A 23,322-nucleotide genomic window follows, 5' to 3' on the forward strand; every position below is an offset into this window, starting at 1 on the left:
TTCCTCCTAGAGATATTCCTTCACGATATCCGTCTCCGCACTCCGTTCCAATTGGGCCAACGTGTCGTCGACGCTCCGGTTGGTCACGGTGTCTTGGGTCGAATAGGAGACCTGCCCGATGCGCAGGACCAACGCGTGACGCGCCAAGCCGAACGTTTCGGCAATGTCGTCGATGTTCGTTTTGAGTTTGGTTTTCATGATGGGGGCCGTCTCCGTCCCCAGCATGGGGGACAGAATCACGAACTTGCCCAAGCCAATGTAGTAGAGGTGGTCGACCGTAAAGAGCATCCCCTCGAGGTGCCGGGCCGTGACCCGCAACAACTCGTTGAACCGCGCGTGGCCCAGAAAGTTCACTAAGCTTTCGAGGAAATCGATTTTCACCATGGTCAGGGTGAACCGGTAGTCCTGTTCGTGATAAAAGACCAGTTTCAGCTCCTGCTGCACGTCCTGGCGTAACGCCCGTTCGTTGAGCGCGCCGGTGATGACCTCATAATCCGGCTTTTCCTGCTGCAACTTGGCGAGTTGGGCGGCTAAGGCCTTACGCTTCAGCAACTGGTGATCTAGGAGATACATCAGATACGTGGTCAGTGGCGTGATGGTCACTAACGCGATGGCCGACCAGAAGTACATCTCCCGGGTGTAGGGCATCAACAGCATCAACCCACCGGCACTCATGCTGACAAACGACAGCACCCCACCCAAGATGATATAAGTGGTCCGCCCCAGGAGAAGTCCGAGCCCAAAGGCCCCCGCCACAATCAGGAAGTTGAGCCACGAGCCGTTGATTACGCTTAGGTACAACAGGGCATACTGATAGACGAGGATCAACAACATCCCCACGAAGACTAAATTATCAACGGTTTTTAATTTCACGATTCGGCGCTCCTTTTTTCATAAGTTTCACTAGAGTACCACGGAACGCGTAAAACGTCACTAGTTTACAAATTATTTATAGAATAAATTAATCACGCATACCGTAACCTATCTTCTTAACGCCCCAGTTAGAACGCATCTTACGTCGGTCAATTAACGGAAACTGGTTGAATAGCCCCGCCGCGACACCTTTTACAGAATCAACACCATTTCTTTACATAGGGTTGTTATGCTCAACCAAGACTCACAACCTATGAGGAGGAATTTTCATGAAAAAACCGATTCGGACACTGCTCACCTTAGTCCTAACCACGACCAGCCTGGGACTGGTCCAACCGTTGGCCAACGCCCACGCCGAAGCGGTGCAACCCGCCACGACCGGCCGGCAAATCAAGTTAAGCGGGGCCGCAAACGTGCGGGACCTAGGCGGCTACGTCAACCGCGACGGCAAGCACGTGCGCGCCCACAAACTCTTACGCTCGGCCTCACTGGCCAAACTTACGGCGGAAGACGGACAGAAGCTGGTCAAGACCTACCACGTGAAGACGGACGTTGATCTGCGGTCGGCCGAAGAAGCCGCACAGCAACCCGATGCCAAAATCAAGGGCGTGACCTACCAGTTCAATCCGGTCGTCCCCCACATGAACACCACCGATTTCATGCAGGGTGACGGCGTTAAAAACATGGAAACGGCTTACCGGAACTTCGTGTTGAGCAAGGACGGCAAGAAGGCTTACCGCCAACTCTTTAAGACCTTACTGAAGACGCCGAAGTCCCAAGCCGTCCTCTACCACTGCTCCGCGGGGAAGGACCGGACCGGGGTCGCTACGGCGCTGATCCTCTCCGCGCTGAAGGTCGACCGGGCCACCATCATGAACGACTACCTGCTTTCGAACCGTTACTTAGCACCAAGTAACCAGCAGATTTTAGCGCAAGCCACCGCCTCTGGGGCCCATGAAGCAACCTTGGCGTCGCTCACGGCCGTTCTCGGCGTCCAATCCTCTTACCTGAACAGCAGCTTCAAGGCCATCAACACCAAATACGGCAACGTGACCAACTACCTGCACAAGGGTCTGGGCCTGACCACGCACGACCTGACTCAGCTACAAAAGACTTACCTGGCAACGCCTAAAGCACAATTCCGTTAAACTTTTCGGGGCCGCAAACCTTGCCGTTCGCGGCCCTTTTATTAACATATTTTTAGCAAATTGGTTGAGTTGCCCCTTATCTTTACACAATCCACATCATCTCATTACATAGACTTGCTATCCTAGCACTGTATCCAAATAAGAGGAGGAGTCAAGTTTATGAATAAACGTGTCAGTACCTTACTATCCGCCCTGCTGGTCACCACTGCTTTGGGTTGGCAACAACCTTTAATGAACGTGGAGGCCGCTACGCACCACGCGACCACCACCAAGACCACTAAGGCCAAGACCGGGAAGCACGCCAAGGCCACTAAGGCTAAAAAGACGGCATCCACGTCCAAGCACATCAAGTTACAAGGAGCGTCTAACGCCCGGGATCTCGGCGGTTACGTTAACCAAAAGGGTCAAAAGATTAAGGCGCACCGTTTAATTCGCTCCAACAGTTTATCCAAACTGACGAAATCCGATCAACAAAAGTTGACCAAGACCTACCACGTCGCAACTGACGTCGACTTGCGGACCCTCGCCGAACAAAAGAGTAGTCCAGATGTTGCCATGAAGGGCGTCAAGTTAGTCAAAGCCAACGTCTTCAAGAACTTCGCCGCCTTCCCGGACTTCTCTAAGAAAAACGCCGGGGTCAAGATGATGGAAAAGTCCTACCACGATGCCATCACCACGGCCCAAGGACGTAAGGCTTACAAGAGTTTATTCCACCAACTCCTGACTAACCCCAAGAACAATGCCGTTCTGTGGCACTGTTCCGCCGGTAAGGACCGGGCCGGGATGGGGACGGTCTTCGTTCTCTCCGCACTGAACTTCGACAAGAAGGCCATTGCCAAGGATTATCTGAAGTCCAACACCTACTTAGCTAAAGACAACCAAGCTAGCCTGGCCAAGCAATTAGCCGGCTGGAAGGCTAGCGGCAAGCCCGTTACCGCAACCGTTAAAGGCAACTTTGAAGCCATGAACGGCGTCCAAATGGCCTACTTGAACACCATGTACAAGGCCATCGATGCCAAGTACGGGAACATGCACAACTTCTTGCACAAGGGGCTGGGCTTATCCAACACCCAACTCAAGCAACTCCAAGCCAACTACTTAACCGCCGCTAAAAAATAAAGTATCTACAGATAGCGCTGCTCCGTTCCTTGGGAGCAGCGCTATTTTTGTCGTCTGAAAAACCGTGTGGGGCTGCCCCCACACGGTTTCGGTTCACACGATTTAAGGTTGCGTCGCCACCGGCATCCGTTTCAAAGCCGGTTTCAGGAATAACGGCGCTAAAATGGTGGCCAGAATAATTACCAAGATCATGGCCGAATAGCTGGTGTTACTCATCAAGCCCGCTTGGTGACCAATCTGGGCGGTAATCAAGCCCATCTCACCGCGGGCAATCATCCCCGTCCCAATCACGGTACTACTGATCCAGGAGAACTGACTCAGCCGGGCGCCTAACCCGCAACCAATCAATTTCGTCAGGCAGGCCAGGACGGTCAACGTAACAATCAGGCCCATGTTTTCCCCCAAGTGCGCCAAGGTCATATTCAGCCCCACGCTCACAAAGAACACCGGAATAAAGATGGCGTTACCCAGAGGTTCCACGTGATCGGCCAGAGTATGGCGGTACGGCGTGTTGGCAACCGCAATCCCGGCAAAAAACGCCCCGATGGCGCCACTGAGACCCACAATATCGGCCAACCAGGCCATGCCCAGACAGATGACCATCGACATGATAGTCACGCTGGACGCCATCACCAGCCGCTCACTCAGGTGCATCAAGTACGGCGCAATCCATTTGACCAACAGGTAGGTGCCGCCGAAAAAGGCGACCTGTTCTAGCAGAACCAAGCCTAACGCCGGTTGACTACCCGCCGTTTGGATGCCTTGACTGGCCAACAGACTAATCATCAACGACAACAGGATGACCCCGATAATGTCGTCGGCCACCGCCGCGCCTAGAATGGTGGCCCCTTCGCGGGTGCCCAAGGCGTGGTATTCCTTTAACACGGCCACCGAAATGGAGACCGAGGTGGCCGAGAAGATGACCCCGATGAACAACGCCTCGAGGGCCGAAAAGCCCCACCACCAGGAGACGGCACCCATGATGACGACCGGAAAAATCACACCCGAGGTCGCCACGATAATGGCCGGCTTCAGGTACTTGACCAAGAGTTTCAGGTCGCTCTCCAAGCCACCCAAGAACATCAAGATCACCACCCCAATGTCGGAAAATAACGACACCAGGCTATTGAGCTGAACCCAGTTCAACATGGCCGGACCAATCACGATACCAATCAATAATTCCCCAATCACCGCGGGGACGCCCAGCCGGTTGGCAAAGTTGCCGGCTAAGGTCGTTAACACTAAAATCAAACACAGAGTTCCCAAAAAGGCCACGGGCAGCCCCTCCTCATTTCTTAAGTTAGTGTTTATGATACGCCTCTTCGCGGCCATACAAAAGGGCGTGCCGTCACCGCGACACGTCCTTAGATGGTCTTGTTTAATTGGTGCTGGTCGAATTGGTTGGTTTAACGAAGCACCCACGTCAATTGAAGTAGGTCAAGTCTGACGCTAACGTTGGGTACGCCAGAATACTCTGGTTGATGGCCACTGGGCCGAGCTTCTGTTGGATCACGAAATCCAGGTAATTAATCACCTGTTCCGCTTCCATACTCAGCACAGCCGCACCCACGATGCGTCCACTCGCCCGTTCAATCACGACTTTGATTCGGGCATGGGGGTCCTCAATCCGTTGGTAGCTGTACCAATGGGTGATGTCCAAATCGTTGACCCGGTAAGTTGCCGGATCCTGCTTAGCTTGGGTCGGCGTCACGCCCAATTGGGCCAACTGACTCTTCCCGTAAACCACCGACGGAATAACGGGATAGTGGATTGGTGCCGCCGTCGGGTTGGTCAACGCGGTCACCAGGTACTGCCCTTCGTAGCTGGCCACCGGCGTCAACTTCGGTTGTGGCCGGTCCACGACGTCACCAATGGCAAAGATATGCGGATTAGTAGTCTGCAGATGACCATTGACCGTAATCCCATGCGCCGTGGTGGCCACGTCCACCTGGTCCAGGCCCAATCCTTGGTCGACCGGCACCCGCCCGGCCGAGGCAAAGACCAGTCCCGTGGTCCAGCTTTCGCCCAACTTGGTTGTGACCTGGTACTGGTCACCATCGGGTGCAACTTTCACGATGTCGGTGTCTAAGCGCACATCGATGCCCGCCGCGGTCAACCGGTCCAGTAAATCGTGGACCAAGTCCGCATCAAAGGCCCGTAACGGCCGATCGCTATGATGCACCAAATGCACCCGCCGACCAGCCGCATTGGCGATGGTCGCCAGTTCGACGCCCACGTACCCGGCCCCCATGAAGGTCACGTCTTCCGGTAAGGTGTCCAGGTCCAAGAAATCGGTACTGGTTCGGAGCCATTCTTGACCGTCAATCTGCGGCAACCGTGGCGTTTGACCGGTGGCAATGATGACGTTAGTGGCGTTCAACTGGGTATTCCCAACCTGCACGGTACCGTCGGCGTTAAAGTGCGCCGCACCGTGAAAGTGAGCAATACCGGCAGCTTTTAAGCCCGACTCGGTTCCGCCCGGAATCATGCTGGTATAGGCCCGTTTCTTGGCCATCAACGCCGTCCAGTCGATTTGCGGCACGCCGTTTAGCCCGTGCTCTTGTAAGGCCTCACTGCGGGCTTGCGCCTCGACTGCCGCCATCAGAATCTTCTTAGGATCACACCCGCGGTTAGGACAAGTACCACCCCAGAGATCCTTTTCCACGACCGCTACCCGTTGCTTTTGTGCGTGTAAGCCATAAGCCGCTGCGAGACCCCCGGGGCCACCCCCGAGGATTACCGTATCAAACTGTTGCATGACCCCATCATCCTTTCCAAACTAAGTCCACTTTTGATTTTAGCACGACCGGTAGCGTTTTCTAAGGATTTGGCTTGTGAGGACATTTTGACCCAATTTAACCGTAAAATGGTGTACAGTAATCTGTGACTAATAGGATGAATCATTGCGACCAGTCAGTCATTCGACCCGTTCGTGATCCCCACCAGGTTAAGATTTAGCCGTTAGTCTCGCAACCAGCTCATTTCGAAAGGAAGGTCTTCATGACTTTTTATACCTACGGCTACCTCACCACCCATCATCAGACCTGGCAATATCTCCGGCTGGGCATCATCATTGCGTTACTCATCGTTTTCATCGGGTTATTCGTGTACTACCTCCGTCACCGGTGGAACGTCAAATATAAAGATCTCAGTGTGATTACCGGGGTCATCATCCTGCTAGTCCTGGGCTTTCAGGTCAATGGTTTGGTCACCTTACATACGAACAGTGAAACGGCCGGCGCCATTACCTCGACCGTCCAGGAGGTTGCCAAGCGGCTGGACGTTAAACCGCAAACCATCGCGGTCAACGCCACCACGACCACGTCCAACCTCCTGTTTAAAACGCCTAAGGGCTATTACCGGGCCGACTATAACTCGGACGGTTCCGCGTTCGTCCTGGAACGCTTAACGTTACATCACCCGAAAGTCACGCTTACAAAGGAGTAACTTTATGTTTACCTATTCAGATGTCGCCTTGAAGCTGTTCATCGGCTTCGTTTTTATGACCTTATTAATCAACTTTACCGGTAAGGGAAACCTGGCCCCCACTTCCGCGATCGACCAGGTGCAGAACTACGTCTTAGGGGGCATTATCGGTGGGGTTATCTACAATTCATCGATCACCATCATTCAATTCGTCATTGTGCTACTGGTCTGGTCCCTTTTGATTCTAGTGATGCGCTACCTGAAAATCCACGTGCGACCCGTGGGGAAGTTTATCGATGGCGGACCCATCACCATCGTCCGTAACGGTAAACTGCTCGTGCATAATTGTCTCAAGGCCAACCTCTCGGCCAAAGAAATCGACTTTAAGTTACGAACGGCCGGCGTCTATCAGTTGACCGACGTCAAGCGGGCCATCGTCGAACAGAACGGTAGTCTGACCATTTTGCGCCAGGGCGAAGGCTCGATTCGCTACCCCATCATCATCGACGGTCAAATCGACCAGGACGTGCTGGAACTGATGAATCACGACGAAGATTGGTTGATGACCCAATTAAAGCAACAAGGTATCACGAACGTCCGCGACGTCTATATGGCCAAATACGAAAACCACGTCTTAGACGTGACCCGTTATGACCGGACTTAAGGAGGTCCTGAACTTGCCTGCAGATCAGTTACACGAAGCCTGGGACGTTTACGACCGGCAACTGCGCGTTGTGGGCCGGCAACTGCGTGCTAATCCCGTCACGCCGGGGCACTACCACCTGGTAGTCAACGCCTTTGTCTTTAACCACCAAGGACAAGTCTTGTTACAACAACGTTCCCTCGATAAGTTAAACTTTCCCGGTTACTGGGATACCTCGGCCGGTGGTGCCGTCAAGGCCGGCGAAACCATCGAGGCGGCCATGGCCCGGGAACTACGCGAAGAGCTCGGCCTAGCCGTGCCCATCACCGCGGCGGACAATTACCGCCTCATGCCCCACAGTCATTGGATCAGTGCTTGGTTTGCCGTGACCACCGACTGGACTGTTAGCGACTTCACACCGCAACTAGAAGAACTCCAGCGGGTGGCCTACTTTTCCTTGCCCGCGGCGCGACAACAATTGACCCAGATTGGGTTTGACAACTATCACCTCGAACTTCAACAAGCTTGGGCGCACCTGCAACTCAGTGCCGCACAACCTTAATTCTCAAAAAGTCCCCCGTTGGTCATGCTTGGCTAGCGGGGGACTTTTTAGTGACTGATCTAATTGAACGGCTTACTTCGTTGCGACCGTTGTTGGTGCGGGAACGGTCACGGTCGTACCGGTCGCTTGATAAAGCTTGCGGTCCGGTTTCGGTGCCGTTAACGGGTGGTTAGCGGCCGCCATGTCCTTGATGTACTGGACAAAGACGTCACTATCCGACCCAATCGAACCGACGACCGGCGTATTCTTGAAGGCGAAGAAGTCATCCCCACCCCCGTGAATGTAGTCATTGATGGCCACGCGATACTTAGTCGTCAGACTCAGTGGCGTCCCATCGGTCTTGTACATCTTTAAGACCTTGTAGTGTTGTTGACTCCCGGGGTTGTCGGTGTAGGTATACTTCAGCCCGGCAATTTGCAGATAAAAGGCTGGATTAGAATATTGTTCGTTCAGGGCATCTTGAATCTGTTGTCCCGTCATCTCCACGACCTGCAGGATGTTTCCAAATGGTTGGACCGCCATCGCCGCGCCCCAGGTGATTTGCCCCTGCGCATTCGGCGTTAAGTCGGCCCGTACCCCACCGTTGTTGGTCATGGCAAAGTCGGCTTTGACGCCGCCCGCCTTGTTGGCTTCGTAGAGTTGGCCGTCCACCACGGTTTCCCCAATCTGGTTCTCCATGGTCTTGGTGTTGCTGTGGTAATCGGTAATGGGTTGGCTGGAGGCCGCCTTCCCAATGATCACGTTGACCTTAGGCCCGACCCGTTTATCGGCGTCCTTGGCAATCGCAGCCACCTTAGCCACGGTCTTGACCTTGGCGTCGGCCTTAGCAGAAAGCACCGGGTACACGTGCGCCTTCAAATCCACGAATTTCCCGGTCTTCGGGCTGACGTAGGCCTGCGCATCATCGTAAGCCCGCCCACTAAAGAGGGCTTGCACCACGCGGGTCTTCCCCACCATCGCGTTAGCGTATTGGTGGGAGTGAGCCGCCACGTACAACCCAACGTTGTTCTTCGGATCGATTCGGTTGAGCTTGTGCAAGATATCAACGACCGGCCCCGTGGTCTTCCCGTCACGGGTTTGCACCGCCGTATGGGCCATGACCACCACGGCCTTAACACCCTGTTTATTCAGGATGCGGTCATACTTTGCAATCGACTGGGCTTCGTCTAAAATCTTGTACTTGGCCGTATTCTTGGCGGGCGTGATACTGGTTAAGCTCCCAATTTCGAGCCCAATAAACCCAATCTTGGCCGTCTTGCCGTGGGCCTTGATGGTCCGAACCATGTAGGGTTGATAGCCGAAAGGTACCTTGCCGTTCGACCGATTGACCACGTTTGACACCACGATCTTCATCTTGGTCGGTTCGTTGGGATAATTCTTGACCAACGAATCCGCACTGGCCGGTGCCGCCTTCCCCCGCAGAATCCGGTTGAATTCGGGTAAGCCACGGTCAAACTCGTGGTTGCCCAGCGTCCCAATCTGAAACTTCATGGCGCGTAACGCGTGCATGGTCGATTCGTGGGCCAACAACGATGAATCGGCGGGCGCCGCACCGACCATGTCCCCGGCTTCGATCCGAAACGTGTTCTTGGAATGGTGGACGCGCTTGAACTGGTGTTGGGCTTGATCTAAGTAAGCCGCCAGCCGGCCGACCGTTCCCGTATTAGGATACGGATGGGACCCGATATAGGCCGTCCCCGTGGTATCCAGGCCCCCGTGTAGGTCGTTGATTCCCAACAGTTGGACGGGAATATCCGTCTTGTCATAACGATTAGTCCGTTGATACTCCGGTTGCTTTAACGGCGTGCTGTAAGTGTCCGGCTGCGCAGGGTCAGGGGTCGTCGTTTGGGCGAAGGCTAATTCTGGCACCGTGGAAACACCGCTGGCCACCATTAAGGGAATCATGACGCTGATTACTAGTTTCCGAAACCCGTTTGGTGTAGACATCTTACAAGATCCTCCCTAGAATTCCTAGTCTGTGATACGGTCTTTACTTTACCAGCGTCACCACTAATCCCCAACACATTTGAGACTAAGTTAAGCGGACCATTAGTGAACAATAGCTGTAACAAGTATTTTTATTGTACGGTTATTCATCAAGAGACCGACCATGAACAAAGTCAACGTTTGGTAAAATCGGCATCTTAGTTAATCCCCCAAACGTAGCTTAGTCACCAATCAACGACCCCCGGCCGCCAAAATAGGGGGCTTTTAAGCGGTTCGGCCTTTGCGGGAGATTGTGCTGCGAGAACGCCACTAGTATCCGGTTTTCGGTTAACGCTTGCTAATTTTTTCGCCAAACTTTCTGGTTGCAATATATCTAATAGATACATATACTAAGTAAGCACTTCAGTTAGGAGACCCATGCCCATGTACGAATTATTTATCTTAGGTCAACTCATGGATCGCCCCATGACCGGCTATCAACTCCGTAAGGCCCTCAGTTCCACGGTCGGCCCGGAGCTGACCATCAGTTTCGGGGCCCTCTACCCGCTGCTGGACAAACTAGCAGCCGCGGGCACCCTCACCCTGGCCTTCAAACCGACCACCACCAAGCGGCCCCAGAAGGTCGCCACCCTCACCCCGGCCGGCCGCGAGCGCTTCTACACCCTGATTTCCGCGCCCGTCGCGCACAACAAGCAGACCCAGCTGACCTTTCAGATGAAGGTCAGCTTCTTACACCTGTTACCGCCCGACCAGCAACGCACCACGTTACGCGCGTTTCAGACGTTTGCCACCGGTCAGCTCAGCCAATTGGCGACCCAACGGGCCCAATTGGCGCACAACCCTCATATGGTCGCGGCCGATATCCAAGACGCCCTGCGCGTCAACCAGTTACAAACGGTCCGGGCCCAGGCGCAAGCCGACTGGGTGACCGCCCAACTTAATCAATTGACAAAGGAGTAACTCAATTATGCCTACCGCTTCTCTCGCCAACGACCCCCACATCCAAAAGCACCGCTGGTGGATCTTGGTCGCCGTCTGTTTATTCATCTTCATGTCCACCCTCGATGCCAGTATCGTCAACATCGCCTTGCCGGTGGTGAGTCACGATTTGGCCATCCCCATGAACCAAGCCGAATGGGTGGTCTCGATTTACCTGATTATTATCTGTGCGTTATTGCTCTTATTCGGTAAACTCGGCGACACCCACGGGAAGGTCCGCATCTTTAAGATCGGTGCCATCCTCTTCACGGTGGGCTCACTGCTGTGTGGCTTTAGCTTCGGCCTCCCGTTGCTACTGGCCTCCCGGGCGCTTCAAGCCGTGGGGTCGGCCATGACCATGAGTACCAGTAACGGTATTATCACCGAGGTCTTTCCCTTCAAGGAGCGGGGCCGTGCGCTGGGGACCATCGGCTCGTTCGTGGCCCTGGGCAGTATCGCCGGCCCTGGAATCGGTGGGTTGATTCTGGCCCATCTCAGCTGGGGCTACATCTTCTGGATCAACGTGCCCATCGGTATCGTCGCTATCCTGGTCGGCCAACGCATCCTGCCTAAGGACCTGGTCGCCCAACCGCAATCCATCGATTGGCTAGGTGCCGGCCTCTTTGCCGTGGTGATGGTGACCATCTTCACCGGCATCTTCGTGGGCCAAGAAGTAGGCTTTGGTCATCCCCTGATTCTGGCCCTCTTTGTGGTCGGCCTCATCGCCCTACTGATTTTTGGCTACCAAGAACTGCACACCGCCGACCCCATCTTGGCGCTACCGCTGTTTAAAAACACCCGGTTTGCCGTCAGCGTATTGTGTGCCTTTCTGATTTTCGTGACCAACTTCTTCTTTAACGTGATTGCGCCCTTCTACCTGGAAAACGCCCGGGGCCTGCCCGCCAACTACGCCGGATACGCGCTGATGACCTTTCCCATCGTCCAGGTGATCGTGGCCCCGATTTCCGGCACCATTTCGGATAAAATCGGACCGGAACTCCTGACCTTCATCGGCCTGGTGCTCATCGCCATCAGCCAGGTCGGCTACATGCTGGCGACCTTGGCAACCCCACTGTGGGTCTTCATGGGCTTCATCGGGCTGGTCGGCCTGGGCAACGGAATCTTCATGGCCCCCAACAACTCGATCGTCATGAGTTCCGTACCCACCCAATCCCTGGGTGTCGCCGGCGGGATCAACGCCCTGGCCCGAGAACTCGGGATGGTCATCGGGATCTCACTGGCGACCACGGTCCTATTTGCGGCCATGAGCCACTCGGCCGGTCATGTGGTCACCTCGTATCTACCCAAGCAACCGCAGCTCTTTATCCACGGGATGCACGTGGCCTTCCTAGTCGCCCTGGTCATCTGTTTAGTGGCCACGGTGATTACCGGGATTCGGTTAGCCAAACGCCACACCGCCTAATGAATACGCTAAAAAGCCGTCATCACGTCAACTGCGTGATGGCGGCTTATTTTAGTGACGACTTAGAAATCAAACGTTTGGGGATCTGGGCCCACCCGGACGTCCTGGTTCAACCCGTTGATGGTGGCCATGTCGGCATCGTCAATGGTGAAATCAAAGACCTCGGCGTTGGCCTTGATCCGGTCCGGATTGGTCGACTTGGTGATCACCAGCACGTCGCGTTGGACGTCCCACTTTAAAATCAGTTGGGCGATCGACTTGTGGTACTTCGCCGCCAAGTCTTGCATGACCGGGTTGGTAAACAGCTTGCCCTGCGCGAGCGGTGACCAGGCCTGTAACTTGATGTCGTGGTCGGCCGCCACTTGTCGCATGGCTTCTTGGGTCATCAACGGGTGCAGTTCGATCTGGTCAATCACGGGCACGACCTTGGCCGTGGTCAGCAGGTCCGCTAAATGGTTAGCCATGAAATTGCTGACCCCGATGGCCTTGATTTTTCCAGCCTGGTACAGGTCTTCTAATGCCCGCCAAGACTCTTGGTAGCCGTTGTCCCCGGGCCAGTGAATCAGGTAGAGGTCCAGGTAGTCTAGCCCCAGCTTGGCCAAGCTGTCCTGGTAAGCCGCAATCGTTTCGTCGTAGGTCAGATGGTCGTTCCAGACCTTGGACGTCACGAAGAGATCCTCGCGCTTCAACCCTGTCTTAGCCAGGCCCTGGCGAATCCCCTCGCCCGTGCCGGCCTCGTTGCCGTAAATCTGAGCGGTATCGATCAACCGATACCCCTGTTCGATGGCGCTGGCAACGGCCGCCGCCGTCTGGTCATCCGGGATTTGAAAAACGCCTAACCCGAATCCGGGCATCTGCGTTCCGTTATTTAACGTCACCGTTGCTTGTAAGTTTTTAATCATGCGTGTGTCCTCCTAACGAACTGTCATGTTTTAACTGTGACTAGTATACGAAGGACCACCACACTTGCCTAGAACGGACTTTCAGGTGCCCTAGGTACCAAATGGTAAGCTTTGCCGTAAACCGGGCTTACGGCCGCCTACTTTTTAGAAAAAATTTTCCACCGCCGCCCGCAATAGAGGGTCCCCGCGAGTAGGAAGGCCCCCAGTAGATGCCACCACGAACGAGTTTGGTCGTTGGTCTGCGGCAACGCCTGCTGCGCTGGAGCTGGGTGGGCTGGCGAGGTGGGCACGGTGGTCGCCCCCGTCAGGCCACCGGTCAAGGTGACCGTTGCGGCGGTCGTTGGTGCGGGTTGTCCGGCAGGAACGGCCACGGTGGTCGCCGGCGCCTCTAAGTCCCCCGTATGGGCGGTGATGGGTTTGCCGGGCAACTGGGGTGCGTCTTGGGTGTGCCCGATCAAGGGACCGGCCGCTGGTGCCGTCGGTCGGTGAGGCTGAGTCGGCGTCTCGGACGTCACCTGATTGCCGGACTGGGGGTTAGGGTTAGGTTTCGGCGTGTTTGGTTTGCTAGGCGGTTTGGGCTGATTAGTCGGTTGGTCGCCCGATTGCTGATTGGCAGGATTCAGGTCCGGCTTAATGCCGGGTTTACCCGGCGACGGATTTCCAGGCTGACTGCCGTTCCCCGTACCACTCTGCGGACCCGACTGGTTGCCAGTTTCCGAACCGTTTTCGTTCCCCGACTGATTGCCATGATTGGCCCCGGTTCCCGGACTAGTTTCGTGGCCATTACCCGGTGCGCCCGGATTAGGCTTATCTGGTTTGCTTGGCGCTGGTTTCCCCGGTTCTGGTTTGTTTGGCGCTGGTTTCCCTGGTTCCGGTTTTCCTGGTTCCGGTTTATCCGGTTCTGGTTTCTCTGGTTCCGGCTTATCCGGTCCCGGCTTCCCTGGTTCTGGCTTCCCCGGTTCTGGCTTCCCCGGTTCTGGCTTCCCCGGTTCTGGCTTCCCCGGTTCCGGTTTACCCGGCGCTGGTTGACCGCCAGTGGTGCCTTCCTCGCTGTCTTCCGGCGTGTACCAGTAAGTTACCGTCTGGTCGGTCTTCGCAAACTTACCCTGGGGCTCCCCCTCGACCCGACTAAAGCGATGCTGGTCGAATTTACGGGGCTTAGCGTCGTAAGCACTGCCCACCTCACCGGTCAGCGTTTCTTGGGCTAACGTCTTGCCCGTCGTGCTCTTGTGGTTGACCTGCACCTTCCCAGTAGCCACGGTTGGCGCGTCCTTCGCGGTGATGGTATAGGTCCCACAATGCAGCTGACTTAGGAGAACGTTGACTTCGGTATCTGGATAATCATCCTCATCATAGTAATAAAGAAGTCGGTTGGTCGCCTCTGCGCTTAACGTCACGAGGTAGGTCCCCGGTTTGGTCGGCGCCTCGCCATCCGCAAACACCAGGTCACCGTCTTCTAACTCAAACTCGTATTCCGGTGGGAGGTCGAGGGCCGCCAACTGATATTTAGATTGATCTAATTGTGCCGGTCGCCCATCGTAAACCTTTTCGTCGTGACCCGTAATTTTCGGAATCAGGCTATCCAAATAGTAGGTTTGCAACTGATTGGGCGTATTGGCGCCGGTATACAGGTCCTGTAATTCCCGGGCCGAATAGGTCTTACCGGAATCCCACGGCATCTTCAATGCGCCCCAGGTATGATTCAGGTCAACGTTTCGCCATCGGTGCGTCCAGCCCCGTGAATCGGAAAACGTGGGCACCCCGTGAGCGCCATCGAACCGCATGTTCGGGCCAAACGTAAACATCCGCGGTACCCGGTCACTGTACTCCTCGAACCGGGCAAATTCCTCACACCGCGTCACCTTTCGGGCGTCCCAATTATCGAGTCGAATATTTTCGATATCTTCGATGCCCATAAACGTGCGGACCATGTTGGTGACCCGACTAGTGTCCCAGTTTTTCACGTCTAACGTTAACCCGCGGCGAGCGTGGTAGCGGTAAAAGGTTTCCGCCAGGGTGGTCACCTGACTGGTATCCCAACCATCGACCCCCTTCAGGCCCCAATTACCATGGTTACTAAACGCCTGCGACAGGTCGGTCACCCGCCCCGTTTGCCAGCCGGTCACATCGATCTCCCCCGCTCGCGTATTGGCGAACAGCCGGGCGAGTGAGGTGACCTGACTGACGTCTAAGTGCCGTAAATCAAACTCGTTGGCATTCTCCAAGGATTCAAACATCCCCGAGGCGTCCCCCACAACCTTGGCCCCGGGTTCCGCCACCACGTCTTGAACCTCACTGGGACATTCTTGCCAACACCACCCTTTCCCCTTGGTCATGGTTCCCGCGCCGATGGTCATGGTCCCATGCGCATCAATCGTGACCTTTGCCGTCCCCTGCTGCATCGTGATCACGTCGCCATACCGTTGCTGGGTGGTCGCTTTTTGTTCACTCGCCGCTTGTGCCGGTACCGTCCAGCCGGTTCCGCCCCACAGGCCCAGCCCCAATAATGCTAACGGGCACAGATAGCCCGGTTTGAATCGTTTAAATTGCATGTGTGTTCTCTCCCTACTCTGGTTATCGATGGCCAAAGTATAGCAAGCTCACGGCGGGACCACACGCCCTTTTTAGCTACATATTTACGCTAATTTTGTATAAATTGGTCTCACGTGAAGGACGTCACAGCCCGCTTTCAGGCCCCTCACGGCTAAATGAAAATAACCCAGCTCAGTCTTACGTAACCGTTTTCATAACCAGTTCGAGCCGTTATTTTCATCTTCGGTTGTCCACAATTGTTTTGAATAGGTAAATTTTACCAATCAGTTTTCGTTGACAACTCCATTAAAATTGCGAAATTCGCCAGTTTAGTTGTTCCACATTTTGGTAAAATCACCCCCACAGCCGGGAACTTTGGGCGTATAATTATAATTGTTAACTCAGTTTATTATCCGAAAGGAGTCCCCTATGTTCCCCCAACACTTTCACTTACCGCCCAATTTCTGGGCCAACCATCATCATTTGATCATCACCAGCGGACTGGTGATCCTTTTGGGCGTCGGGGGACTCTGGGGCTTCCAGAACCGGCAGGCGTTGTCCGCCAAAAAGCCAGCGACCAAAGCCCCGGTCTCGGCGGCTCAAATCACCCACACCCAAACACAGGTGCAAAAACGCCTACAACACTACATCACCCAACAATCCAACGACGGCACCACCAGCATCAGTTTCTACAACCTTGGTGCCAAGGCGGGCACTCCCGCCGCCAAGCAACCCAACTTACGCCGGCTCTACGCCGCGGGGAAGCTCTCGGCCGGGATCAACGCCCACACACCAGAGGTCGCGGCCAGCACCTACAAGTTATTTATCGCGGCCTACGTCTTCCAGCAACACCACCAACTCGGGACCGCCTGGACGGATGGCGATACCGCGGGCTTCGAGGACATGATCATTAATAGTGGCAACGATTATGCGGATCACACCCTCGACACCAACGGCTTACTGGCCGTGGATAATTTCATCGGCGCCCAGAAGTGGTACACGCCGGTCTTCAACGCCGGCCAAACGGCCACGACCACGGCCCACAGTCTGAATCTGGCCCTCCAAGCCCTCGACCGTCAAGCCTATCCCTATAATCACGCGGCCGACCGTCAGTGGCTCTTGAAATTGATGCGGCACCAGGTCTATCGCACCGGAATTCCCGCGGGAGCCCAGGCCGCCACACCGGGGACCACCGTGGCCGATAAGGTCGGCTGGTACGCCGACACCAACAACGACGCGGGCATCGTCACCCTCCCAAACGGCGAGCGTTATGTGCTGGTCATCATGACCCACGGCCAACAACAATCCGGCTTCAGCGGGTTCCCCCGCATCGCTAAAATCACCAAGCACATCCAACACCTGGTCTACGGTCCCCAAGTGGCCCGCAGCCTGACCAATTAACCTAAAAGCGACCCCCCTTTCAATTGACGAAAGGGGGGTCGCTTATTTAATGGTTAATCAAATTCTTCGTAAACGTTAGGGTCCTGACCGTCGATACGGCCGTCCGGCTTACTCAAGCCGTTGACGGCTTCGATTTCGTCCTTAGTCAGGCTGAAATCAAAGATATCAAGGTTGGCCCGTTGGTGTTGCAGGTGCCGGGCCTTAGGAATCGGAACGATGCCCCGTTGGGTGTGCCAACGCAACACGATTTGGCCGACGTTCTTTTGGTACTTGCCCGCCAGATCCTGAATCACCGGTTCCTGAAGGGCCGCACTGCCCCGGCCCAACGGACTCCAGGCCTCAGTCACGATGCCGCGCTTCAGGTCCGCTTGGCGCATGGCCTCCTGGGCCCAGTACGGGTGAACTTCAATCTGGTTGACCGCCGGCGTGACCCCGGTCTCGTTCATCAACCGGTCCAAGTGTTCCGGTTCAAAGTTCGACACCCCGATGGAGCGAATCAACCCGCGCGTCCGGGCGTCGATCATGGCCTGCCACGCTTCAACGTAGTGGTCGCGCTTAGGAAGCGGCCAGTGAATCAAGAATAAATCAAAGTAGTCCAAGCCCATGCGGTACAGGGATTCCTGAATCGCCATGGTCGCATCGGCGTATTGGTGATACTTGCCGGGCAACTTCGAGGTCACGAAGAACGCCGAACGGGGTAAGCCGGAGCGACGAATCGCTTCGCCCACGGCCCCTTCGTTGTCGTAATTCGTCGCCGTATCCAAACTCCGGTACCCGTCGCGAATCGCCGCAAGGATCTGGTTCACGCCCTGACCCCCACGAACTTGGTAGGTTCCCAGGCCCACTGCGGGCATCTGGTAGCCGTCATTTAACGTCAGTTCTGGCACTTGCATCGAATCATCCTTTCATCGCAGATAACTTCAGCTTACCGCACCCCGGATTAAATGTGAATTATTTGGCCGCCACCGCCTGCCGGTGAACCTTGATCACGTGGTTCAGCGTCAACGCCAACCCCAGTGAAATCACGGCGTACACCGCGGCCGCCCAGCTGATGTGACGAATCCCGACCACGCCCAGCAAGCCCGAGGCCGTGGCCGACCCCAGCGAGATGCCGAAGTTAAAGAAGATCGAACTCAAAGACGACGCCAGAACGGCCGACTGCGGGTAGTCGCGTTCGGCGATGTTTAAGAAGTGAATCTGAACCGGCGAGTTCAACACCGTGATGATCAACGTCAAGACCAGTAAGATTCCCAGCCCCATGACTTTACTGTTCATCCCCAGCGGTAGCACGATCAATAACGCAATGTCGGCCACGTAGAACCACGGCATGATCCGCAGCCCGTTACGCTCGGCCAACGCCCCGGAGAGCCGGTTACTAAAGATGCTCATGATCCCGATCAGGAACAATAACCAGTTCAGGCTGGTGACGCTAAAGCCGAGGCCGGTGGTCAGGATGGGCCGAATGTAGGTGTAGTACGCGTACATGGTGGCCGCACTGAAGAGAACCAGCGCGATGGCCACGTAGACCCGTTTGTCGGTCAACAAGACCAGCTGATTCTTGACGCTGCCCTGCACCTGTTCGACCTGTCGGGGCAATAGCCACCCTAGCAGCACGCAGGTGATCACGCTAATGATCGAAATCAAATAAAAGGCATCGTGCCAGCTGTAGGCCGTGCTGATGGCGGTCCCAATCGGCACCCCGAAGACCGAGGCGATACTGAAGCCGGCAAAGATCCACGAGACCAACCCGGCCCGCTTATCGCGCGGCGCAATCGTGCTGGCGAAGGTCATGATTAAGGAAATGATGGCCCCAGCGACCATCGCCGTGAGGACCCGGGAGACCAGCAGAACGCCGTAGTTGAAGGCTAACCCACTCATGGTGTTTCCAATCAAGAAAATCACCATCAGGGTCATCAGCGTTTTATACCGGCTGAACCGGTTGGTGAGAATCGTGATAAACGGGGTACTCACGGCGTAGACCGTCGCAAAAATAGTCACCAGATACCCCACCGTGGCGACCGGCATGCGCAGCTCCTTGGCGATATCGGAGAGGACCCCGACCACCATAAATTCGTTGCAGCCTAACATGAAGGCTACCAGGACAAAGACAATTGCTTGCCAACGATACTTGTTCAAAATCTTGTTCCTCCGTCCGGTTAAAATTCGGTACCCTTAGCGTACACTATTCCGAACTATTTTGCAGATAAAAATCGTTTTCATTCGGAAACTTTTGTGGCCCGCCGGTGAGCCTGCCGCGCATTGGTCCGGTTGAGCCAGACCGCTAGCCCCAGCGAGATGACCGCAAACACCGTGGCGCCCCAGCCAAGACTGGTCAAGCCCGCCATTTGCAGGACCCCGGACGCCGTGGCCGACCCCAGCGAGATCCCCACGTTAAAGAAGATGGCGTTTAGCGCCGAGGCTAAGGCGATAGCTTGGGGATAATCGGCCTCGGCCACATCCAAGAAGTGAATCTGAATCGGCGACCCACCGATCAGGACCAGCAAGGTCAATAGTAGCAACAGGCCGTAGCCGCTCCACGCGTTGAGCATGGCCAACGGGAACAGGCACAGTAAGACGATATCGACCAGGTAAAACTTCGGCAGGTGTTGTAAGCCGTGATGTTCGGCCAGCGTCCCGGACAGGCGATTGCTGATGATGCTGACGATTCCGATGATCATCAGTAACCAGTTCAGCATACTGGTGTTAAAGCCCAGCGTAGTGGTGATCAGCGGCCGGACATAGGTGTAGTAGGCGTACGAGGTCGCCGCCGTAAAGAGGATCAACGCCGCGCCCAAGTAGATGCGCCGATCGGTCAATAGCACCAGCTGGTCCTTGATGCCACTCACGGGCTGCTTGAGGTCGCGGGGTAAGACCAGGCCCAAGATGATGCAGGTCACCAGACTTAACAGGGAGATGACGTGAAAAGCGTCCTGCCACCCGAAGTGGGTACTGATTGCCGTACCGATTGGCACCCCGATGACCGAGGCGATACTGAACCCGGCGGCCAACCAGGAAATCAGGATGGCCCGTTTATTCCGGGGCGCAATCACGCTAGAAATAGCGATACATAACGATTCGATGGTCCCGGCCACCACGGCGGTGATCAGCCGCGCCGCTACCAACACCGGAAAACTGGTGGCAAACCCGGTCAAGGTATTGCCAATCAAGAAAACCAGCATCAGCACCATGAACGTGCGGTACCGGTTGAATCGGTTGGTCAACACCGTGATCAGTGGTGTACTGATGGCGTAAACGATCGCAAAAATGGTGATCAGGTACCCCACCGTCGCCACGCTCACCTGAAGTGAACTCGAGATGTCGGAAATAATTCCCACGACAATGAATTCGTTACAACCTAACATAAACGACACTAACACGAAGGCCGTTGCTTGGATTTGATATTTGGTCACAATAACGCTCCTTTTCACGCTGGATTAGCGCGTCCGTTGACCACGGACCCGTTTCCTTTCACTCTAACGGTTTTCGTGAAAAATGGGAACCCCCGCACGGCAAAACCACCGATAGACGAGATGGCCGGGCTGCCCTAACGTCCTTCCAAACGACTAAACGGGTGTCAGCCCAATAAAAATCTTGGCTGACACCCGTCAAATGTTTTCTTCAATTATTTTCCGTCGACTAGGTTCCGTCTTAAAATTCAAATCTAGCGGGGAGTAACGCTTCCGAGCTAACCCGGTCAGTAACAGGCTGGAACGGGGTGGGCACGGATTTAAGCCCAAAACCCAGGTCTTGAAGACCGACCCGAGTACTCCGGTTAGTTCTGCGGTGGCGTCTGGCCGTCGCGGTAATACACGGGCGCCGCCGTCGTCACGGGATGCGCTCGCAACCAAGCCACGATTTGGCGGCCTAAGTCATCGCCCATCCCCCCACTGGCCGCTATCTGGGCCTGCGTGATGTGGTCGACGTGGATGCCCGCCGTCACGGTACAGCTGCCCGTGAGCCAGGGTTGTAGCTGCCGGGCTAGGCGTTCGCCCACTAGGTAATCCTTGTGGAAGCGACCGTCGTGACTGGGAAACTTCACGGTCCGTAGCGCGGTGGTCTTGGTCAGCGTGGTCACGTCGCCAATGTGCGGGTGCGTGCCCCCGGTCAACACAATCAGTAGGTCGGGGCCAATCACCGTCAGGTCGGCGGTCATCGTGTAACCAACTTGAGTCACCTGAAATCGGGGCATGGCTAGTCCCCCTCCCAACGGCGATCCGTGGCGCGGTGGATGCCGAAAGCGTCGAGCACCTTCATGGTCTGATGCGTGACCAGGTCTTGAATGGTTTGTGGCCGGTTGTAGAAGGCCGGAATCGGGGGAATGATTTGCGCCCCCAACCGGGCCAACTTGGTCAGGTTCTCCAGGTGGATCACGCTAAGCGGCGTCTCGCGCGGGACGATGACCAGCTTACGTTGTTCCTTAATGGTCACGTCGGCGGCCCGGGCAATCAGGTTCTCCCCAAAGCCGTACGCCACGCTGGCCACGGTCTTCATGCTGGCGGGCACGATGACCATCCCCGCGTTTAGAAACGATCCACTGGCGATGGCGGCCCCCTGGTCCCGGTCGCTATAGACCACGTCGGCCAAGGCCTTGACGTCCGCCAAGGTTTCGTCGGTCTCTAGCGCCAAGTTCTTGGTGGCCCAGGCACTCATCACCAGGTGAGTCTCCACGTCCGGCAACGCCTTAAGCTGCCGTAAGAGGTCGACGGCGTAAATGGTTCCCGAAGCCCCCGTGACCCCGATAATGATTTTTTGCATGTCCCCATCGCCTTTCTTCAAGTTCTCTTATTTCAAATATTTTTGCCAGTCCGGTACGTCCTTGAACTGGGCTCGTTCGAACTGGTCCTTCAAATCAAACGGCACGGTACCGTCTAAAATCAGTTTCGACGACATCCCCCGGACCCGAATCGACTTCGGGTCGTATTCCGGTCGTTCCGAGGGGTCCAACGGGTGGTTACGCATTCCCGGCAGGACCACGATATCCTGGTCGGCCTGAAACCGCGTGTTGACGGTCCACATCACGTCGTTCATGTCGAAAATATCGACGTCTTCGTCCACCAGAATGACGGTCTTGAGTTCCTTAAACGCGGAGAACGCCAGTAAGGCGGCCTGCCGCTGAATGCCCTCGTCGGCCTCGTCATCCTTGTGGATCTGCATGATGGTCATCAGCTTGCCCCCACCGGCCGGCGGATTGTAGACGTTTAAGACCTTCCCCGGAATCGCCCGGTTAGTCAGCTCTAGGATGCTGGCCTCGGTGGGAATCCCCGCCATGCTGACGTGTTCTTCGGACGGGCCGATGACGCTTTGCATGATGGGGTCCTTGCGATGCGTGACCGCGGTGACCTGAATGACCTGTAAGGCCGGGTTCGCGTCGCCATCGTAGCCCGGAAATTCGGGCATGGCCTTGCCCGTGTGGGTGTTGAGATCTTCTTGGATGCGTTCGTTGGGCAGAATGTAACCTTCTAAGGTGTATTCGGCCCGGGCAATCGCGCGTTCGTCGACCGTTAGTCCCGGTACCAGCCCCACGGCTTCTTGGCGGATGGCCCCCGCCACGCCCAGTTCGTTATAGCCTAACGGCGTGGTCGGCGGCTCAAAGGTCGCGCCGATGGTGATGGCCGGGTCTAAGCCAATGCTGATGGTGACGGGCATGGGTTCGTTGGCCGCTTCGTATTCGCTGGCAAACTTGCCGATGTGTCGACCACCGGGCATGATGTAGATGCCTAATTTATCCTTATCTTCTAGCACCATCCGGTGAATCGTCACGTCACTCATGGTCTTGGCCTTGTTAGACCCCAGCACCACGCCGACCGTGATGTAGGGGCCGGCGTCTTGGGGCGTGTTGGTCGGGGCCGCCACCAATTTGCGAATATCAAAATCCGGGTCGGTAGCCTTATGGACGACTTCGTGGGCCGGCGCCTGAGCCTCGGGCACCTCCACTGGTGGGACCGGATGGTCGACCGCGTCGTTTAAAAACTGGCCCAGGGTCTGGTAGTCGTGGTGAAACATCAACCCGACCCGCCGGCGACTGGCCATCAATCCCGTCAAAACGCGGGTCCCGGGAAACCCGGTGACCTGGTTAAACATCATTGCGGGACCTTCCTGGGTCGGCCGTTGGACCGTGCCCCCGGCACCAATGTAGCGGTAGACCCCGGAGAGTTCCGCGTTCGGATCGACGGCGACGTCGGTTTCGTGATACTGGCCGGGATGCGTTTTAAGTTCGGCTAAGACCCGGCGTAAATCATAAGGTTCGTTTGTCATGTGATGACCTCCTCGTTCAAGCTTACAAAACTCAGTCTACGAGGATTAGCGCTTGCAAACAATTCAACTTACGCTTAACGTTATTCCTAACAGGACTAATAGAAAGGACGGAT

Annotated in this window: 20 protein-coding genes; 8 read left to right on the top strand and 12 right to left on the bottom strand. The window is 55.7% G+C overall.

Translation table 11 applies throughout. The annotated features are described in order from the left end of the window. Positions 1–6: 6 nt before the first annotated feature. Complete coding sequence (locus FD38_RS03985; RefSeq protein WP_057731397.1) at positions 7–873, bottom strand: diguanylate cyclase domain-containing protein; 867 nt, start codon at positions 871–873, stop codon at positions 7–9. Positions 874–1,142: 269 nt separating this feature from the next. On the opposite strand from FD38_RS03985, the gene FD38_RS03990 reads away from it, so the two are divergent. Beyond that, positions 1,143–2,021 (top strand): tyrosine-protein phosphatase, encoded by an 879-nt coding sequence (locus tag FD38_RS03990; protein ID WP_057731400.1) that lies wholly within the window; start codon positions 1,143–1,145, stop codon positions 2,019–2,021. Positions 2,022–2,180: 159 nt separating this feature from the next. Beyond that, complete coding sequence (locus FD38_RS03995) at positions 2,181–3,140, top strand: tyrosine-protein phosphatase (protein ID WP_057731402.1); 960 nt, start codon at positions 2,181–2,183, stop codon at positions 3,138–3,140. Between the two features lie 102 nt (positions 3,141–3,242). On the opposite strand, the gene FD38_RS04000 is transcribed toward FD38_RS03995, so the two are convergent. Together FD38_RS04000 and FD38_RS04005 are read right to left on the bottom strand one after the other, a co-directional pair. Continuing rightward, on the bottom strand, positions 3,243–4,415 hold the full coding sequence (locus FD38_RS04000; RefSeq protein ID WP_057731405.1) for a cation:proton antiporter: 1,173 nt from the start codon (positions 4,413–4,415) through the stop codon (positions 3,243–3,245). Positions 4,416–4,563: 148 nt separating this feature from the next. Next, entirely contained in the window at positions 4,564–5,898 is a 1,335-nt protein-coding gene (locus FD38_RS04005; RefSeq protein ID WP_057731407.1) for a dihydrolipoyl dehydrogenase family protein, read from the bottom strand. Positions 5,899–6,140: 242 nt separating this feature from the next. On the opposite strand from FD38_RS04005, the gene FD38_RS04010 reads away from it, so the two are divergent. From FD38_RS04010 to FD38_RS04020, 3 genes are read left to right on the top strand one after another with little or no spacing between them, the layout of a single operon-like run. Further along, complete coding sequence (locus FD38_RS04010; RefSeq protein WP_057731410.1) at positions 6,141–6,587, top strand: DUF3290 domain-containing protein; 447 nt, start codon at positions 6,141–6,143, stop codon at positions 6,585–6,587. Positions 6,588–6,591: 4 nt separating this feature from the next. Continuing rightward, the gene (locus tag FD38_RS04015) at positions 6,592–7,230 is read left to right on the top strand and encodes a YetF domain-containing protein (protein ID WP_057731413.1); all 639 of its coding nucleotides are present in this window, start codon (positions 6,592–6,594) and stop codon (positions 7,228–7,230) included. A gap of 13 nt (positions 7,231–7,243) precedes the next feature. Next, entirely contained in the window at positions 7,244–7,771 is a 528-nt protein-coding gene (locus FD38_RS04020) for an NUDIX hydrolase (RefSeq protein ID WP_057731415.1), read from the top strand. 72 nt (positions 7,772–7,843) lie between these two features. On the opposite strand, the gene FD38_RS04025 is transcribed toward FD38_RS04020, so the two are convergent. Beyond that, positions 7,844–9,718 (bottom strand): bifunctional metallophosphatase/5'-nucleotidase, encoded by a 1,875-nt coding sequence (locus tag FD38_RS04025; RefSeq protein ID WP_057731418.1) that lies wholly within the window; start codon positions 9,716–9,718, stop codon positions 7,844–7,846. A gap of 423 nt (positions 9,719–10,141) precedes the next feature. Between FD38_RS04025 and FD38_RS04030 the strand changes: the two genes are divergently transcribed. Together FD38_RS04030 and FD38_RS04035 are read left to right on the top strand one after the other, a co-directional pair. Further along, positions 10,142–10,678, top strand: a complete 537-nt coding sequence (locus FD38_RS04030; protein WP_057731421.1) for a PadR family transcriptional regulator — start codon at positions 10,142–10,144, stop codon at positions 10,676–10,678. A 7-nt stretch (positions 10,679–10,685) separates the two neighbouring features. Next, a complete protein-coding gene (locus FD38_RS04035) occupies positions 10,686–12,119 on the top strand; it encodes an MFS transporter (RefSeq protein ID WP_057731422.1) in 1,434 nt (477 codons plus the stop codon). Positions 12,120–12,181: 62 nt separating this feature from the next. Here FD38_RS04035 and FD38_RS04040 read toward each other — a convergent pair whose 3' ends face one another. Then, positions 12,182–13,021 (bottom strand): aldo/keto reductase, encoded by an 840-nt coding sequence (locus FD38_RS04040; protein WP_057731426.1) that lies wholly within the window; start codon positions 13,019–13,021, stop codon positions 12,182–12,184. A gap of 137 nt (positions 13,022–13,158) precedes the next feature. Next, positions 13,159–15,573, bottom strand: a complete 2,415-nt coding sequence (locus FD38_RS04045; protein ID WP_057731429.1) for a BspA family leucine-rich repeat surface protein — start codon at positions 15,571–15,573, stop codon at positions 13,159–13,161. 409 nt (positions 15,574–15,982) lie between these two features. Between FD38_RS04045 and FD38_RS04050 the strand changes: the two genes are divergently transcribed. Continuing rightward, positions 15,983–16,954 (top strand): serine hydrolase, encoded by a 972-nt coding sequence (locus FD38_RS04050; RefSeq protein WP_057731432.1) that lies wholly within the window; start codon positions 15,983–15,985, stop codon positions 16,952–16,954. 53 nt (positions 16,955–17,007) lie between these two features. On the opposite strand, the gene FD38_RS04055 is transcribed toward FD38_RS04050, so the two are convergent. From FD38_RS04055 to FD38_RS04080, 6 genes are all read right to left on the bottom strand, one after another. After that, on the bottom strand, positions 17,008–17,847 hold the full coding sequence (locus FD38_RS04055) for an aldo/keto reductase (RefSeq protein ID WP_057731434.1): 840 nt from the start codon (positions 17,845–17,847) through the stop codon (positions 17,008–17,010). 58 nt (positions 17,848–17,905) lie between these two features. After that, a complete protein-coding gene (locus tag FD38_RS04060) occupies positions 17,906–19,090 on the bottom strand; it encodes an MFS transporter (protein WP_057731437.1) in 1,185 nt (394 codons plus the stop codon). A gap of 80 nt (positions 19,091–19,170) precedes the next feature. After that, on the bottom strand, positions 19,171–20,364 hold the full coding sequence (locus tag FD38_RS04065; RefSeq protein ID WP_057731440.1) for an MFS transporter: 1,194 nt from the start codon (positions 20,362–20,364) through the stop codon (positions 19,171–19,173). A 362-nt stretch (positions 20,365–20,726) separates the two neighbouring features. Further along, positions 20,727–21,143: a prenylated flavin chaperone LpdD gene (lpdD, locus tag FD38_RS04070; RefSeq protein ID WP_057731442.1), complete on the bottom strand. Its 417-nt coding sequence runs from the start codon at positions 21,141–21,143 to the stop codon at positions 20,727–20,729. A 2-nt stretch (positions 21,144–21,145) separates the two neighbouring features. After that, the gene (locus FD38_RS04075; RefSeq protein WP_057731445.1) at positions 21,146–21,709 is read right to left on the bottom strand and encodes a UbiX family flavin prenyltransferase; all 564 of its coding nucleotides are present in this window, start codon (positions 21,707–21,709) and stop codon (positions 21,146–21,148) included. 27 nt (positions 21,710–21,736) lie between these two features. Next, a complete protein-coding gene (locus tag FD38_RS04080; protein WP_057731446.1) occupies positions 21,737–23,209 on the bottom strand; it encodes a UbiD family decarboxylase in 1,473 nt (490 codons plus the stop codon). Positions 23,210–23,322: the final 113 nt, after the last annotated feature.

The organism is Levilactobacillus zymae DSM 19395, from assembly GCF_001434115.1.
GTDB lineage: Bacteria > Bacillota > Bacilli > Lactobacillales > Lactobacillaceae > Levilactobacillus > Levilactobacillus zymae.